Annotated in this window: 14 protein-coding genes; 5 read left to right on the top strand and 9 right to left on the bottom strand. The window is 73.6% G+C overall.

Annotated elements, in window-relative coordinates; all coding sequences use genetic code 11:
• Window positions 1-8: 8 nt before the first annotated feature.
• Entirely contained in the window at window positions 9-1322 is a 1314-nt protein-coding gene (locus ACWHYA_RS09620) for a DUF58 domain-containing protein (protein ID WP_425941554.1), read from the top strand.
• Window positions 1323-1407: 85 nt separating this feature from the next.
• Window positions 1408-2340: a cation diffusion facilitator family transporter gene (locus ACWHYA_RS09615; RefSeq protein ID WP_425941555.1), complete on the top strand. Its 933-nt coding sequence runs from the start codon at window positions 1408-1410 to the stop codon at window positions 2338-2340.
• Window positions 2341-2356: 16 nt separating this feature from the next.
• Here the strand turns inward: ACWHYA_RS09615 and ACWHYA_RS09610 are convergent, their stop codons facing one another.
• Complete coding sequence (locus ACWHYA_RS09610) at window positions 2357-3352, bottom strand: stage II sporulation protein M (RefSeq protein ID WP_425941556.1); 996 nt, start codon at window positions 3350-3352, stop codon at window positions 2357-2359.
• 137 nt (window positions 3353-3489) lie between these two features.
• Window positions 3490-4701 (bottom strand): IS110 family transposase, encoded by a 1212-nt coding sequence (locus tag ACWHYA_RS09605; RefSeq protein WP_425941838.1) that lies wholly within the window; start codon window positions 4699-4701, stop codon window positions 3490-3492.
• 270 nt (window positions 4702-4971) lie between these two features.
• Here ACWHYA_RS09605 and ACWHYA_RS09600 point away from each other — a divergent pair, with 270 nt between their 5' ends.
• Entirely contained in the window at window positions 4972-5856 is an 885-nt protein-coding gene (locus ACWHYA_RS09600) for an RDD family protein (RefSeq protein ID WP_425941557.1), read from the top strand.
• Here the strand turns inward: ACWHYA_RS09600 and ACWHYA_RS09595 are convergent.
• Window positions 5778-6149, bottom strand: coding sequence for a cupin domain-containing protein (locus ACWHYA_RS09595; RefSeq protein WP_425941559.1), 372 nt, complete (start codon window positions 6147-6149; stop codon window positions 5778-5780). The genes ACWHYA_RS09600 and ACWHYA_RS09595 overlap by 79 nt on opposite strands.
• A 36-nt stretch (window positions 6150-6185) precedes the next feature.
• Between ACWHYA_RS09595 and deoC the strand changes: the two genes are divergently transcribed.
• Window positions 6186-6953, top strand: a complete 768-nt coding sequence (gene deoC, locus ACWHYA_RS09590) for a deoxyribose-phosphate aldolase (protein ID WP_425941560.1) — start codon at window positions 6186-6188, stop codon at window positions 6951-6953.
• 31 nt (window positions 6954-6984) lie between these two features.
• Here deoC and ACWHYA_RS09585 read toward each other — a convergent pair whose 3' ends face one another.
• Together ACWHYA_RS09585 and ACWHYA_RS09580 are read right to left on the bottom strand one after the other, a co-directional pair.
• Window positions 6985-8268 carry a thymidine phosphorylase gene (locus tag ACWHYA_RS09585; RefSeq protein ID WP_425941562.1) on the bottom strand — a complete coding sequence of 428 codons (1284 nt, stop codon included), beginning with the start codon at window positions 8266-8268 and terminating at the stop codon, window positions 6985-6987.
• A complete protein-coding gene (locus ACWHYA_RS09580) occupies window positions 8261-8929 on the bottom strand; it encodes a hypothetical protein (protein ID WP_425941564.1) in 669 nt (222 codons plus the stop codon). Before ACWHYA_RS09580 ends, ACWHYA_RS09585 begins: the two co-directional genes overlap by 8 nt.
• A 36-nt stretch (window positions 8930-8965) precedes the next feature.
• Between ACWHYA_RS09580 and ACWHYA_RS09575 the strand changes: the two genes are divergently transcribed.
• Complete coding sequence (locus tag ACWHYA_RS09575) at window positions 8966-9634, top strand: hypothetical protein (RefSeq protein ID WP_425941566.1); 669 nt, start codon at window positions 8966-8968, stop codon at window positions 9632-9634.
• Here ACWHYA_RS09575 and ACWHYA_RS09570 read toward each other — a convergent pair.
• Genes ACWHYA_RS09570 through ACWHYA_RS09555 form a run of 4 tightly spaced genes read right to left on the bottom strand, consistent with a single transcriptional unit; the run spans window position 9624 to window position 14330 of the window.
• Window positions 9624-10037 (bottom strand): cytidine deaminase, encoded by a 414-nt coding sequence (locus ACWHYA_RS09570; protein WP_425941568.1) that lies wholly within the window; start codon window positions 10035-10037, stop codon window positions 9624-9626. The two genes, ACWHYA_RS09575 and ACWHYA_RS09570, sit on opposite strands and share 11 nt — an antisense overlap.
• A 14-nt stretch (window positions 10038-10051) precedes the next feature.
• Window positions 10052-11359, bottom strand: coding sequence for an ABC transporter permease (locus ACWHYA_RS09565; RefSeq protein WP_425941570.1), 1308 nt, complete (start codon window positions 11357-11359; stop codon window positions 10052-10054).
• Window positions 11356-12696, bottom strand: coding sequence for an ABC transporter permease (locus ACWHYA_RS09560; protein ID WP_425941572.1), 1341 nt, complete (start codon window positions 12694-12696; stop codon window positions 11356-11358). The genes ACWHYA_RS09565 and ACWHYA_RS09560 overlap by 4 nt, the downstream gene beginning before the upstream one ends.
• Window positions 12693-14330 carry an ABC transporter ATP-binding protein gene (locus tag ACWHYA_RS09555; protein ID WP_425941573.1) on the bottom strand — a complete coding sequence of 546 codons (1638 nt, stop codon included), beginning with the start codon at window positions 14328-14330 and terminating at the stop codon, window positions 12693-12695. The genes ACWHYA_RS09560 and ACWHYA_RS09555 overlap by 4 nt, the downstream gene beginning before the upstream one ends.
• Between the last annotated feature and the right edge of the window lie 62 nt (window positions 14331-14392).

Below are 14392 nucleotides of genomic sequence, written 5' to 3'. Positions count from 1 at the left end.
GGCCGGCCGTGGTCGTGCGTGGGCCGGTCGTGGCCCTGGTGCTCCTGGGCCTCGTCCCCGCCGCCCTGTGGCCCGGGCGGGCCGGGGTGGTCGCCGCGGGCTGGCTGCTCCTCGTCGCCGTGCTCGTAGCGCTGGACCTGCTGCTGACCCCCTCCCCGGGGGCGCTGACGGTGGTGCGCGGTGAGGTGCCGCCGGTGCGTCTGGGCGGATCGAGCGCCACGGAGCTCACCCTCACCCACGAGGGGTCCCGCCGCGTGCGGGGGCTGGTGCAGGACGCCTGGGTGCCGTCGGCCGGGGCGGACGGCGCCCGGCACGTCCTCGACCTCGCTCCGGGCCGGGTGCAGCGGGTCCGGACCGTGCTCACGCCGACCCGGCGCGGTGACCGGCCCGCCACGACGGTCACCGTCCGCGTGCACGGCCCCCTCGGCCTGGCCGGGCGGCAGCGCCGGACGGCCGTCGCCGGGGTGGTCCGTTCCCTGCCCCCCTTCCGGTCCCGCCGCCACCTGCCGAGCCGGCTGGCCCGGCTCCGCCAGATCGACGGGCGCTCGGCGGTGCGCACGCGCGGGCAGGGCACGGAGTTCGACTCCCTGCGCGACTACGTCGACGGCGACGACGTGCGGTCCATCGACTGGCGGGCCACGGCACGGCGCCAGCACACCGTCGTGCGTACCTGGCAGCCGGAGCGGGACCGCCGCGTGCTGCTGGTCCTGGACACCTCCCGCACCAGCGCGGCCCGGGTCGGCGACGAGCCTCGGCTGGACGCGGCGATGGACGCTGCCCTGCTGCTGGCGGCCCTGGCGACCCGGGCCGGTGACCGCGTCGACCTGCTGGCGGGCGACCGAGTCATGCGGGCGCGGGTGGGCTCAGGTGCGGGGAGCGCCGCCGGGTCGGCCGACCTGCTGCACCGCCTGGTGACCGCGATGGCGCCGCTTGAACCGGTCCTGGTGGAGGCCGACTGGACCCGGCTTGCGGGAGCGGTGAACGCGACCACCCGGCGGCGGGCCCTGGTCGTGCTGCTCACACCGCTGGAGCCGGCCGCGGTCGAGGAGGGGCTGCTGCCCGTGCTGCCCAGCCTGACCGCCCACCACCACGTGGTCCTGGCCTCCGTCGCCGACCCCTCGGTGGCCGAGATGGCCCACGACCTGGGCTCGGTCGGGTCGGTCTACGACGCGGCCGCCGCCGAGCGGACCGGGTCGCTGCGCCGCCGGACCGCCTCGGCCCTCCACCAGCTCGGGGTCGACGTCGTGGACCGCCCGCCGCACGACCTGGCGCCCGCCCTCGCCGACCACTACCTGCGGCTGAAGGCGACCGGCCGCCTCTGAGTGCACGGTGGGTGTGGACCGCCGACCCGCCTGCCCGCCGGTAGCATCGTCGGGTGTCCACCGCCCCCTGCCCGCCGCGTCGTCGATGAGCAGCACCCCCGACCCGACCCCCAGCACGCGCCACCCCGCCCCCCAGGACCTGACCCGGTTCGCCTGGCTCTCGATCGCGGCCGCGCTGGTGACGATCGGCCTCAAGTCGGGGGCGTGGCTGCTGACCGGCTCCGTGGGCCTGCTCTCGGACGCCGCGGAGTCGCTGGTCAACCTGGTCGCGGCGATCGTGGCCCTGGTGGCCCTGCGGGTGGCCCTGCGCCCGCCGGACAAGAAGCACAACTACGGCCACAGCAAGGCCGAGTACTTCGCCGCCGCGGTCGAGGGTCTGATGATCTTCGTCGCCGCGGCCGTCATCCTCATGGTCTCCGTGCAGCGCTTCCTGGACCCGCAGCCGCTGGAGCGGGTCGGGGTCGGCCTGCTCATCTCGGTGCTCGCGTCGGTGGTCAACGGCGGGGTCGCCTGGGTCCTCCTGCGGGCGGGTCGTCGGCACCGCTCGATCACCCTCACGGCCGACGGCGAGCACCTGCTCACCGACGTGTGGACCTCGGTCGGCGTCGTCGTCGGCGTGGCCCTGGTCTGGCTGACGGGGTGGGAGCGGCTGGACCCGGTGGTGGCCTTCGCCGTGGGAGTCAACATCCTCGTCACCGGGTGGAGCCTGGTCGCCACCTCCGCCGCCGGGCTCATGGACGCCAGCCTGCCGAAGGAGGACAACGAACGGATCGGCCGCATCCTGGACGGGTGGGCCAGCGACGAGGTCCAGTTCCACGCCGTGCGCACCCGGGAGTCCGGGCACCGTCGCTTCATGGAGATGCACCTGCTCGTCCCCGGGGAGTGGAGCGTCAAGCGGGGCCACGACCTGGCCGAGGACATCACCGACTCCCTGCTCGAGGCCTATCCCGACCTGCGGGTGAACTGCCACCTGGAACCGATCGAGGATCCTCGCTCCTACGAGGACATGGGCGTCTGAGGACCGCCGGCCGGGGTCAGCCCGCCGAGGGCGCGGACGCCGCCTGCTGGTCCTCCCCCACGTCCCCGGTCACGCCCCGCCGGACGGCCGCCCGGCCGAGGGTGAAGACGTACGCCAGGAAGCCCAGCAGGGCCAGCACCCCGATCCCCACCCGGGCCCACGTCGGCAGCGGCGAGGGTGTGACGAAGCCCTCGATGACGCCGGCCACGAGGAGGACGACGACCAGCCCGAGCGCCACCCCCGCGGCGGTGCGACCCTCCGCGGCCAGGTTGGCCAGCCGGGTCCTGGGTCCGGGGGCGACCCACGCCCAGAACAGCCGCAGGCCCACCCCGGCAGCCACGAAGACGGCCATGAGCTCCAGCAGACCGTGGGGCGTCAGCAGCCCCCAGAAGACACCGGCGCGGTCGTAGCGGTGCATGAGCGAGCCGATGACCGCGACGTTGGCGATGTTCTGCCACAGCACCCACACGACCGGGAACCCCAGCACCCCCATCCCGATGGCCCGCGCCGCGACCCAGGCGTTGTTGACCCAGACGAGCGTGGAGAAGCTGCTCGCGGGGTGCTCGGAGTAGTAGGACTCGAACTGGACGTCGACGAGGAGCTGGACCTCCTGCGGCGTGAGCAGGGTGTTCTCCACGACCGGGTGGTGGTAGAGCCACCAGCCCAGCACCAGCCCGACGACGACGTTGACCACGGCGGTGGTGCCCCACCACCACCGCAGCCGGTAGAGCGCGGCCGGGAAGTCCTCGGCGAAGAACCGGCCCACCCCCGACCACGACGCGGTCGGGACCCGCCCCGCCCGGGCCCGCGCACGGGCCACGAGCGCGGAGAGGTAGGAGACCACCCCGGCGTCGGGGGCGCCGGAGCGCACGAGGGAGAGGTCGGTCGCGGCCCGCTGGTAGCCGTCCACCAGCTCGTCGGCCTCCGCCCCGCTGAGCCGACGTCGCCGCGACAGGGTCTCCAGCCGGTGCCAGTCCGCGCGGCGGCGCGTCACGAGCGCATCCAGGTCCACGGGGCCACTGTAGGTCCGCCGCCGCTGGTAGGGGTGCAGGCCGGTAGGGCCGTCCGCAGGGCCGGTCGCCCCCGTCGCCCTGCCTCATCCCGGGCGGGTGGCTGTCCTCCCACTAGATATCCCAGGGGTCTAACGTGTCAAGCTGCCGTGGCGTGGCGGTGGGCCCAGGCGGTGTGTTCGTCGTAGGGGGTGCGGTGCTTGAGGCAGCCGTGCAGGATTCCGATCCAGCGGTTGCCCAGGGCGCGGAGGGCTTCGTGGTGCTCGTAGTCCGCGGCGCGGCGTTCGTCGTAGTAGGCGCGGGCGCCGGGGCTGGTGCTCAGGGAGCAGAAGGCCCACTGGTCGATCGCGTCGTACAGCCGCTTGTTGCGCACGTACCTGGCCAGCACGATCTTCCTCTTGCCCGAGGCCTTGGTGATGGGTGAGGTGCCGGCGTAGTTCCTGCGAGACTTGGCATCAGCGAAGCGTTCGGGGTCGTCCCCGAGCTCGCCGAGCACCCGGGCGCCGAGGACGTCACCCAGGCCTGGCAGCGAGAGGTAGATGTCGGCGTCCGGGTGCTGCTCAAAAGACTGGCCCAGCTGGGCCTCCAGGTCGCTGATCTGGGTGTTGAACGCGACCAGCACCCCCACCAGGGCCTTGGTGCTGGCTGCGTGAGCCTGCACGAGCGGGGCCGGTGCGGCCAGCTGCTCGCTGCGCAGCGCCTCCTGGATCCGCTCGGCGGTGGCCTCCAGGTACCGGCGGCGTCCACCGGCACGCAGCGCGGTCTTGATCTGGGACAGGCTCAGCCTGGCCCCGGTGATGGGGTCGGGGGCCCGACCCAGCACGGCCAGGGCGTCCCGGTCGTCCAGGTCCTCGAACGCGACCAGCGCGGCGGGGTAGTACTCCCGCAGCGCGTTGCGCAGCCGGTTGGCCTCCCGGGTCCGGGACCAGATCAGGTTCTGGTGCGCCCGGGCGATGACCTTGATGCCCTCCACCTGTGCGCTGTCACCGGCGACCAGGCGATGGTTGTGCGCGTCGGTGCGGACCAGGTCGGCCAGCATCCTGGCGTCGCCCGCGTCGGACTTGGCACCACTGAGGTGATGCCGGTCCCGGTACCGCGCGGCCGCCTTGGGGTTGATCGCGTGGACCTGGTACCCGGCCGCGACCAGCGCGTTGACCCACAGGCCCCGGTCGGTCTCGATCCCGATCCGCACCTGCGCGGGATCCTCGGCGTGGGTGCCGAGCAGGGCGTGGAAGGCGCTGAGTCCTTCGATGCCCTCGCCGACCCTCTTGGCCGCGAGCTTCCTGCCCGCCTCGTCCATCACGTACACGTCGTGGTGATCCTCTGCCCAGTCGTTGCCGACGAAGATCACTGCCACCGCCTCCTTCCGTTGTCGGTCCTGTCATCTCCCGTGAGCCGAGACCGCCCCGGTAGCGACCTAATGGATCAGTGCTCACCACGGGTGGTGGGGCACGACATCCCAGCAGCACTCAACGGGCGACCTACCCGCCGGCCGGGACACGATCTAGGGCTAGAGGTCCACAGGGCCTCAGGCTGAGAGCGGTGTTCACCGGCCGACGGCTCGGCCACCAGCCTCCCATCCACTCCGAACGGGTGACTGCACCCCCATTAGGCTGGGCCCGTGGCGCGGCAGGGCATCTTCGACGTCGACCGGTTCGTGACCGGCGAGGCGGTCGAGGTCGACCTGCCCGCGGCCTCCCTGCCGCTGCGCATGGTCTCCGGGCTCATCGACCTGCTGGTCGTCGCGGCGCTGCTGACGGCGGTCCTGCTCCTCACCCCCGTCGAGCTCTTCGCCGCCGACGGCGCGCTCGGCCAGACCTTCCTCATCCTGCTCATGGTCCTGGGGATGGCCGGTGTGCCGGTCACGCTGGAGACCCTCCTCCACGGACGGACGGTGGGCAAGCTCGTCCTGGGTCTGCGCACCGTGCGGGACGACACCGGTCCGATCGGTCTGCGCCACGCCACGATCCGCGCCCTGGCCGGCACCGTGGAGCTGTGGCTCACCCTCGGCGGGCTGGCGCTCCTCGTGGCCGCCACCAACGAGCGGGCCCGGCGCCTGGGCGACCTGCTGGCCGGGACGTACGTCGTGCGCGACCGGGTCAGGCTGCCCGCGGTCGAGCTCCCCTCCGCCGGCCCCACCGTCACCGCCTGGGCGAGGGACGCGGACATCGGCCCCCTGCCCGACGCCCTCGTCGTCGCGGTCCGCCAGCTGCTCTCCCGGGCCGACCAGCTCGACCCGGACGCCCGCTCGCGCGCCGCTGCCGAGCTGTGGACGGCCGTGGCCCCTCGCGTGGCACCTGCCGCGCCCGCTGACGAGCACCCCGAGGAGCTGCTCGCCGGGGTCCTGGCCGAGCGCCGCCGTCGCGACGAGGCCCGCCTGGGCAGGGACGACGCCCTGCGCCGGCGCCTGCTCCCCCCGGACGCGGCTCAGCCGCCGACGGGGTCGGGACCGGGGTCCCGCCGCGCCCCCTCGACGGTGAAGGCCGGGGCGCACACCGCCAGGTAGTCCGCCCCGGCGGCGCCGACGGCGTAGCGGACCCACTCCCCGGCGCGGGTGAGGATGCACCCCCCGGCGGTGACGCTCGTCGAGCCGCCCTCGTGCTCCACGAGGATCTCCCCCGCGAGCACGTAGGTGATCTCGTCGAACTCGGGACGCTGGCCCGGCTCGGACCACCCCGGAGGTGCCGTCATCCGCGCGAAGGACACCGTCCGGTGCCCCGTGCTGGCGGCGCCGGCCAGCTCCTGGATCAGCTTCTCCCCGGTCCCGGGCACCCGGACCGGCCGCAACGTCGTCGGCATACCGCGATCCTAGGTGGTCCACCTACAGTGGGACGCATGCCGAACACCTATGCCCCCGGGAGCACCCTGACCGTCCAGGACGTCGCCGACCTCGTGGACCACGCGCTGCTCAAGCCCGAGCTGACCCCGCAGGAGGTCGAAGGCTCCTGCCGCGAGCTCGCCGGGCACGAGATCTGGTCGGTCTGCGTGCGGCCCAGCGACGTGGTCCTGGCGGCGCGGGCCGTCGAGGGGCACCGCACCCGGGTGTGCACGGTCATCGGCTTCCCGCACGGGACCACCTCGACCACGGCGAAGGTGGCCGAGTCCCGTCAGGCCCTCGAGGACGGTGCGACCGAGCTGGACATGGTCGTCAACATCGGCCGGCTCCGCGGCGGCGAGCTGCAGGACGTCCAGGACGACATCACCGCCGTCGTGGAGGTGGGTCACGCGGCCGGTGCGCTCGTGAAGGTCATCCTGGAGACCGCCCTGCTGGACGACGACCAGGTGGTCGCCGGGTGCCGGGCGGCCGAGGCTGCGGGGGCCGACTTCGTCAAGACCTCGACGGGGTTCGCAGGGGGCGGGGCCACCCTGCCGCACGTGCGCCTCATGCGCGCCAGCACCGGACCGAAGGTCCAGGTGAAGGCCTCCGGCGGCGTCCGCGACATCGACACCCTCCTGGCGATGTGCGCCGAGGGCGTCACCCGGATCGGCACCTCCTCCACCGAAGCCCTGCTCACCGGTGCGCGCGAGCGCGCAGACGCGGGCACGCTCGTCGTCCCGGAGGCCGGGGCGGCCGGCGGCACCGCCGACGGCCAGGGGTACTGAGGGGGCACCGAGGACGCCCCTGCCGACCGCGTCAGTCGACGCGGTCGAGGACGACGTCCGGCCGGTCGGGCGCCCGGTCCCCGACCGCCCAGGCACCGTCGAGGGCGGCGACGGCGCGCTCGAAGCGCTCCGGGGTGTCGGTGTGCAGGGTCATCAGCGGTTCCCCCGCCCGGACGCGGTCACCGGGCTTGGCGTGCAGCTCCACGCCGGCGGCCGCCTGCACCGGGTCCTCCTTGCGGGCGCGGCCGGCGCCCAGCCGCCAGGCGGACACCCCGACGGCGAGCGCGTCGAGCTCGGTGAGCACGCCGTCGCGGTCGGCGACGACCTGGTGGGTCTCCTTGGCCGTCGGCAGCTCGGCGTCCGGGTCTCCGCCCTGGGCGGAGATCATCCGGCGCCACACGTCCATGGCCCGGCCGTCCTGCAGCGCGTCGGCCGGGTCGACGTCCTCCACCCCCGCCCCGGCGAGCATCTCGCGCGCCAGGGCCAGCGTGAGCTCCACGACGTCCTGGGGCCCCCCGCCGGCCAGCACCTCGACGCTCTCGCGCACCTCCAGGCCGTTGCCGGCCGTCAGGCCCAGCGGGGTCGACATGTCGGTGAGCAGGGCGACCGTGTGCACGCCGGCGTCCTGCCCCAGCGCGACCATGGTCTCGGCCAGCTCGCGGGCGTCGGCCTCGGTCTTCATGAACGCCCCCGAGCCGACCTTGACGTCGAGCACGAGCACCCCGGTGCCCTCGGCGATCTTCTTGCTCATGATCGAGGAAGCGATGAGCGGGATCGCCTCGACCGTGCCGGTGACGTCCCGCAGCGAGTACAGACGCTTGTCCGCCGGCGCCAGCCCGGAGCCGGCCGCGCAGATGACCGCGCCCACGTCCTCGAGCTGGTCGAGGATCTCCTCGTTGGACAGCGAGGCGCGCCACCCGGGGACGGCCTCCAGCTTGTCCAGCGTCCCGCCGGTGTGGCCCAGTCCCCGCCCGGAGAGCTGGGGCACGGCGACCCCGCAGGCGGCCACGAGCGGAGCCAGCGGCAGGGTGATCTTGTCGCCGACCCCGCCGGTCGAGTGCTTGTCCGCCGTCGGCCGCGAGAGGGAGGAGAAGTCCATGCGCTCCCCCGAGGCGATCATCGCCGCCGTCCAGTCGCCGATCTCGCGGCGGTTCATCCCGTTGAGCAGGATGGCCATGGCCAGCGCGGACATCTGCTCGTCGGCCACGACCTCGCGGGTGTAGGCGTCCACCACCCACGCGATCTCCTCGGGGGACAGCTCCCCCCGGTCCCGCTTGGTCCGGATGATGTCGACGGCGTCGAAGGACTCACTCATGGTGCCCAGTCTGGCCCATCGCGCGGCACCGGGCCACGACCCGGTCCAGCGCGGCGCGGTCGACGCCGCCGGAGCCGCGGGTGAGCGCACCCAGGGCCGTGCGCACGTCGTCGTGCAGCGCGCGCTCCTGCGCCCCCTCGGCCCGGCCGGCGGTGAGCTGGCGGTCCATGCCCTCCAGCAGCTGCCTGGCGCGCCCCGCGTCGCCGGCCGCGAGGGCCTGCTCCAGGTCGCGCCCCACCTGGGACAGCTGCAGCCGCAGGAGCGAGCGGGCGGGGTCGCCCGCGCTGCCCGGACCGGTCGGCGCGCCGGGCGGCGGCGGTGCGGGTGTTCCGGCCGACCCCGGGTAGCGGGGCACGTCGATCGTCGGCATGGTCGGGGGCCCACCGGGACGGTCGAGCGGGCCGGCGTGGCCGGCACCGGTCGAGGGCGGACCCCAGGGGCTGCGCTCCCCCGGCGCGGCGGTTCCGCCGACGGGCCGGCCCGCCGGCGGGACGCGGTTGCGGGGTCCGGCTCCCGCCGACAGCTGCTTGCCGAACACCTTCCACCCGATCACCCCCAGGATGATCAGCGGGAGCAGCCCGCCGTCCAGGGCGTCCAGGAGGCTCAGCGTCCCGAGCACGAGCAGCACCCAGCCCCACCAGGGCACCTGGGAGGCCTTCACGGCCGTGCCCCGCCCCGGTGTGGCATCCTGACCCGCGTGCTCATCGCTGACGTCATGGCCCTCGTCGTCCCTCCTGTGACCGACCTGCTGCGGCGCACCCGCGCCCGTGGTGGGACGCACGGCGAGCAGCCGATGTTCCCCACCATCATCGCCGTCCGCAACGGTCGCGTGGTCGCCGGGGTCTCCACGCCCCGGACGGCGGCGACCCTCTCGGCCGCACGGACGCTGGCCGTCGGGGTGGACGCGGCCGCGCTGGTGCTCGCCGCGCAGGCCGAGGTGGACGGGCACAGCGCCCTGGTCTACACGGTCATGACCCGCGACCTGCTGGCCAAGCAGGTCCTCCAGCGCGTGGAGCTAGGCCCGGAGGGCCGGGTCGCTGTGGGGACGCCGCAGGAGGGCGGGGAGCCCCAGGACGACACGCTGATGCGCACGCTGGCCGAGGCGATGGGACACCGTCCCGTGGACGTCACCCGGGTCGCCCGCAGGGACGGCGGCGGCACCTTCGGCGAGGACCTCTACCTGCCGCCGGAGCAGGGTCGCGTGGTCGTCGACGCCGGCACGGTGCGCACCCTGCACGAGCGGGTGCGCGGAATCGCCGGTGAGGTCTTCTACGTCCCCCGCAGCCCCGAGGCCGCCCGGCTGGCGCTGGAGGCCGGTATGCCGCGGCAAGCCCTGGTCGACCGCCCCACCCGGGTCAGCGGGTGAGGTGGTCCGGGCCGAACGCCTGGGGCAGCACCTGGTCCATCGGCAGCACGCCCTCGGGCGTGGCCAGCAGGCAGGTCGCGCCGCCGTGCTCCCAGAGCAGCTGACGGCACCGGCCGCAGGGCATCAGCGTGCCGCCGTGCCCGTCGACGCACACCACGGCCACCAGCCGGCCCCCACCTCCGGCGACGAGGTCGGAGACCATCCCGCACTCGGCGCACAGGGTCAGGCCGTAGCTGGCGTTCTCCACGTTGCAGCCCGAGACCACCCGGCCGTCGTCCACCAGGCCCGCGACGCCGACCGGGTAGCGGGAGTAGGGGACGTAGGCCCGCCCCATGACCTCGACGGCCCTGGCCCGCAGGCCCTCCCAGTCCACGGCGTCCGCGGACACCTCCTGCTCGCTCACGTCGTACCTCCCGCTCAGCTCTTGGTGTAGGGCGTGCCGTTGGCGGCCGGCGGACGGACCCGTCCGACGAACCCGGCGACGGCCAGGATCGTGATGACGTAGGGCAGCATGAGCAGCAGCTCCGAGGGCACGCCCGACCCGATGGTCGACAGCACGTTGCCGAGGTTCTTGGAGAAACCGAACAGCAGCGCCGCCAGCACCGCCAGCTTGGGGTTCCACTTGCCCAGGATCATCGCGGCCAGCGCGATGTAGCCCTGGCCGGCCGACATCTCCCGGCCGAAGGCCAGGCCGGAGCCGACGGTGAAGAAGGCGCCGCCCAGACCGGCCACGGCACCGCCGAGGATGACGTTGAGCACCCGCCGGGTGTTCACCTTGATGCCCACGGTGTCCGCCGCCCTGGGGTGCTCCCCCACGGCCCGGGTCCGCAGGCCCCAGCGGCTGCGGAAGAGCATGAACTGCAACACCGCGACGACGACGTACATGAGGTAGACCAGGATGGTCTGGTCGAAGAGCACCGGCCCGACCACCGGGATCTCCGAGAGCACCGGGACCGGCAGCCGCGGCAGCGGCATCCGGGTGTTCCACAACGCCTTGTTGTCCGACATCAGCGTGGAGAAGAGGAATCCCGTCAGGCCGATGATCAGGGTGTTGAGCACCACGCCGACGATGATCTGGTTGACCCGGTAGGCCACCGCGAACCAGGCCAGCAGGCCACCGACCATCGCGCCGGCGACCGGGGCGGCGAGCAGGCCGACGTAGCCGATGCCGACCGAGGAGGCGACCAGGGCCGCCGCGAAGGCGCCGAAGAGCAGCTGCCCCTCGATGGCGATGTTGATCACCCCGGAGCGCTCGCAGATGACGCCCGACATGGAGCCGAAGACCAGCGGGACGGACAGCGCCAGCGCACCGGCGAGCAGCGCGACGACGGGGATGACCGAGGATCGGCCCGCCCCCACGTAGGTGAGGAAGGCGGTGATGAAGGCGACGCCCACCAGGACGTGCCACCAGGCGGGCAGGGGTCGTCCGGCCCGGTGCTGCAGGAAGGCCCACACGGCGGCCCCGGCGAGCAGGACCGTCAGCAGGACGAGGGTGACCAGCGAGGGCACGGGGACGTCCGGGACCCGGATGAACTCCCGTCCCGAGCCGAACTGGAAGACGGTGCGCACGTCGCTGGGGGTGCCCGGGACGAACAGCAGCAGCGAGGCCAGGGCGGCGAGCGCGTACACGACCGTCGGCTTCAGGCTCGTCCTTCGCCGCGTGCCCGGGCCGGGCCCGGCCGCGGTGGCGCCCGAGGGGGTGGGGCGCTCGGTGGTGGTGCTCACGCGGCGGCCTCCTTGACTGCGCGGCGGGACCGTGGTCGCGCCGCCGACGGTGCGGGCAGACGGAAGATGGTGCGCACCAGCGGCGGTGCCGCGATGAACAGCACGATGAGGGACTGGACGACCAGCACGATGTCGATCGGCGTCTGGGTCAGGGACTGCATGAGGAAGCCGCCGGCCTTGAGCGCCCCGAACAGCAGCCCGGCGAAGAAGGTGCCCCACGGCCGGGACCTCCCCAGCAGGGCGACCGTGATCGCGTCGAACCCGTAGGAGGCGGCCACCCCGGCCGTCAGGGACCGTTCCGTGCCCAGCACCTGCGCGGTGGCGGCCAGCCCGGCCAGGGCCCCGGCGACGACCATCGTGATGATCGTGGTGCGCCCCACCGACATGCCCGCGGTGCGGGCCGCCTTGGCGTTGGCGCCCACGGCGCGGATCTCGAAGCCGACGGTCGAGCGCTCCAGGAGCCACCACACGAACCAGGCCGCCAGGACGGCCACGACGAAGCCCCAGTGCAGCCGGAAGGTGTTGCCGGGCACCAGCCACTCGGGGATGAGCAGGGGGTAGGTGGCGTCCGCGGACACGGCCGGGCTGCGCTGCCCGGTGCGGCCCGGGTTGAAGGTCGGCTGCCGCAGGACGAAGCTGATGAGGTAGACCGCGATGTAGTTCAGCATGATCGTCACGATCACCTCGTTGGCCCCGAACCGGGCCTTGAGGACGCCGGGGATGCCGCCGTAGACGGCCCCGCCGATCGCGCCGCCCAGGATCGCCGCCAGCAGGTGGACGACGGGCGGCAGGTCGAAGGCGAAGCCGAGCCAGGCCGCGACGATGGCACCGACGATGATCTGGCCCTGGGCCCCGATGTTGAACAGGCCGGCCCGGAAGCCCACGGCGATGCCGAGGCCGGCGAGGATCAGGGGGACGGCGAAGACCATCGACTCGGTGAGCGGCTTGATCATGCCGGCGAAGGTGTCGGACTGCCAGTTGAAGACCGAACCGCGGAACATCGCCACGTAGGCGTCGGTCATCGCGGTCCAGCCGGCCGAGAGCATGTCGCCCGGGCGGGAGAAGAAGTAGCCGGAGGCCGCCCGGGTCTCCTCGTCGGCGAAGGCGATGAGCAGCCCGCCGATGAGCAGCGCCAGAACGACCGCCAACACCGACATCAGCGCGTTGCCGGAGAGGATCTGGTGCAGCACCCCGGGGTGGTCCTCGTCCCGGTGCGTGGGCCCCTCCGGGGAGGCGGCCGCGGGCTGCGCGTCACCGGTCTCGGCGGGGGGTGCGGCGGCGGCGGACCGCTCGTCGGCGGCGTCCGTGCCGTCGTGGGGGCTCGGGTGGTCGGTCACGACCGCTCCTCCGCGCTCGCAGGGTCGGGGGTATGGGGTGCGGGGGCGGGGGCGGTGCTGCCGCCGCCCGCCCGGGCCAGGTCGGCCGAACCGAGGACCGAGTGGTGCTCGGCCGCCTGCCGGCGGGCCTCGTCCATGGGCACCCCGGCCATCATCAGCCCCAGCATGTCGCGGTCGGCGTCCGCCCCGTCGACCACGCCGACGATCCGGCCGCGGTACATCACCGCGATCCGGTCGGCCAGCCCGAGCACCTCGTCCAGCTCGGTGGAGACGATGATGCAGGGGGTGCCCTGGTCCCGCTCGCGGACGACCCGGCCGTGCACGAACTCGATGGATCCCACGTCCAGGCCGCGGGTGGGCTGGGAGGCGACGAGCAGCCGGAGCGGACGGGACATCTCCCGGGCGAGCACCACCTTCTGGGCGTTGCCGCCAGAGAGGGTGGAGACCGGGTCCTGCACGTCGGTGTAGCGCACGTCGAACTCCTCGGCGCGCCGGACCGCGTTGTCGGCCACCTTGGCGGGACTCATGGTGACCCCGCGCGCGAACTCGGGCGTGTCGTAGATGTCCAGGACCAGGTTCTCGGCGATGGTGAAGCTGGGGATGACACCGTCGGTGGACCTGTCCTCCGGCACGAAACCGATCCCCGCGCGGAGGCGGTCCCGCACCCCGGTCCCGCCGAGCTCGGTGCCGTCGAGGAGCATCCGGCCGGACTCGATCTCCTCCAGGCCCAGGATCGCCTCGGCGAGCTCGGTCTGCCCGTTGCCCTGGACACCGGCGATGCACAGGATCTCCCCGGCGCGCACCTCGAAGGAGATGTCGTCCACCAGGACGGTGCCGGCGGGGCTGACCACGGTGAGGTCCTCCACGACGAAGGCGGCGTCGCCCGGGGTGGCCGGCTGCTTGTCGACGGTGAGGCTCACGGAGCGTCCGACCATCATCGAGGCCAGCTCGGTCTCCGTGGAGCTGGGGCTGGCCTCGCCGACCACCTTGCCCCGGCGGATGACGGTGATCTTGTCGGCGACGGCGCGCACCTCGCGCAGCTTGTGGGTGATGAAGACGATCGAGGTGCCGGCCTCCTTCAGCTCACCCATGATGCCGATGAGCTCGTCGGTCTCCTGGGGCGTGAGCACGGCCGTGGGCTCGTCCAGGATGAGCACCTGGGCGTCCCGGGAGAGCGCCTTGATGATCTCCACGCGTTGCTGCACCCCCACGGGAAGGTCCTCGACCAGCGCGTCCGGGTCCACGTGGAAGCCGAACCGCTCGGAGATCTCGGTGACCCGCTGCCGGGCCCGGTCCAGGTCCAGCACCCCGCCGGGGCCGGCGGGCTCGTAGCCCAGGGCCACCGACTCGGCGACCGTGAACACGGGCACCAGCATGAAGTGCTGGTGGACCATGCCGATCCCGGCGGCGACCGCGTCCCCGGGGCCCTTGAAGCGGACCTGCTGGTCGTCGAGCAGGATCTGCCCGCCGTCCGGGTCGTAGAGGCCGTAGAGGACGTTCATCAGGGTGCTCTTGCCGGCCCCGTTCTCCCCGAGCAGGGCGTGGATCTCACCCGGTTCGACGACGAGGTCGATGTGGTCGTTGGCGACCAGGGGGCCGAACACCTTGGTGATGCCCCGCAGTTCCAGCTTCATCGCGTGGGTGCCTTCGTGTCGTTGGCGGTGGTGGCGGTGGGCGACGCCGCAGCGGCCCGACC

The sequence above is a fragment of the Ornithinimicrobium carbonis genome, assembly GCF_977012275.1.
Note: the sequence above shows the minus strand (reverse complement) of the source record. Positions and strands in the feature narration are given on the sequence as shown.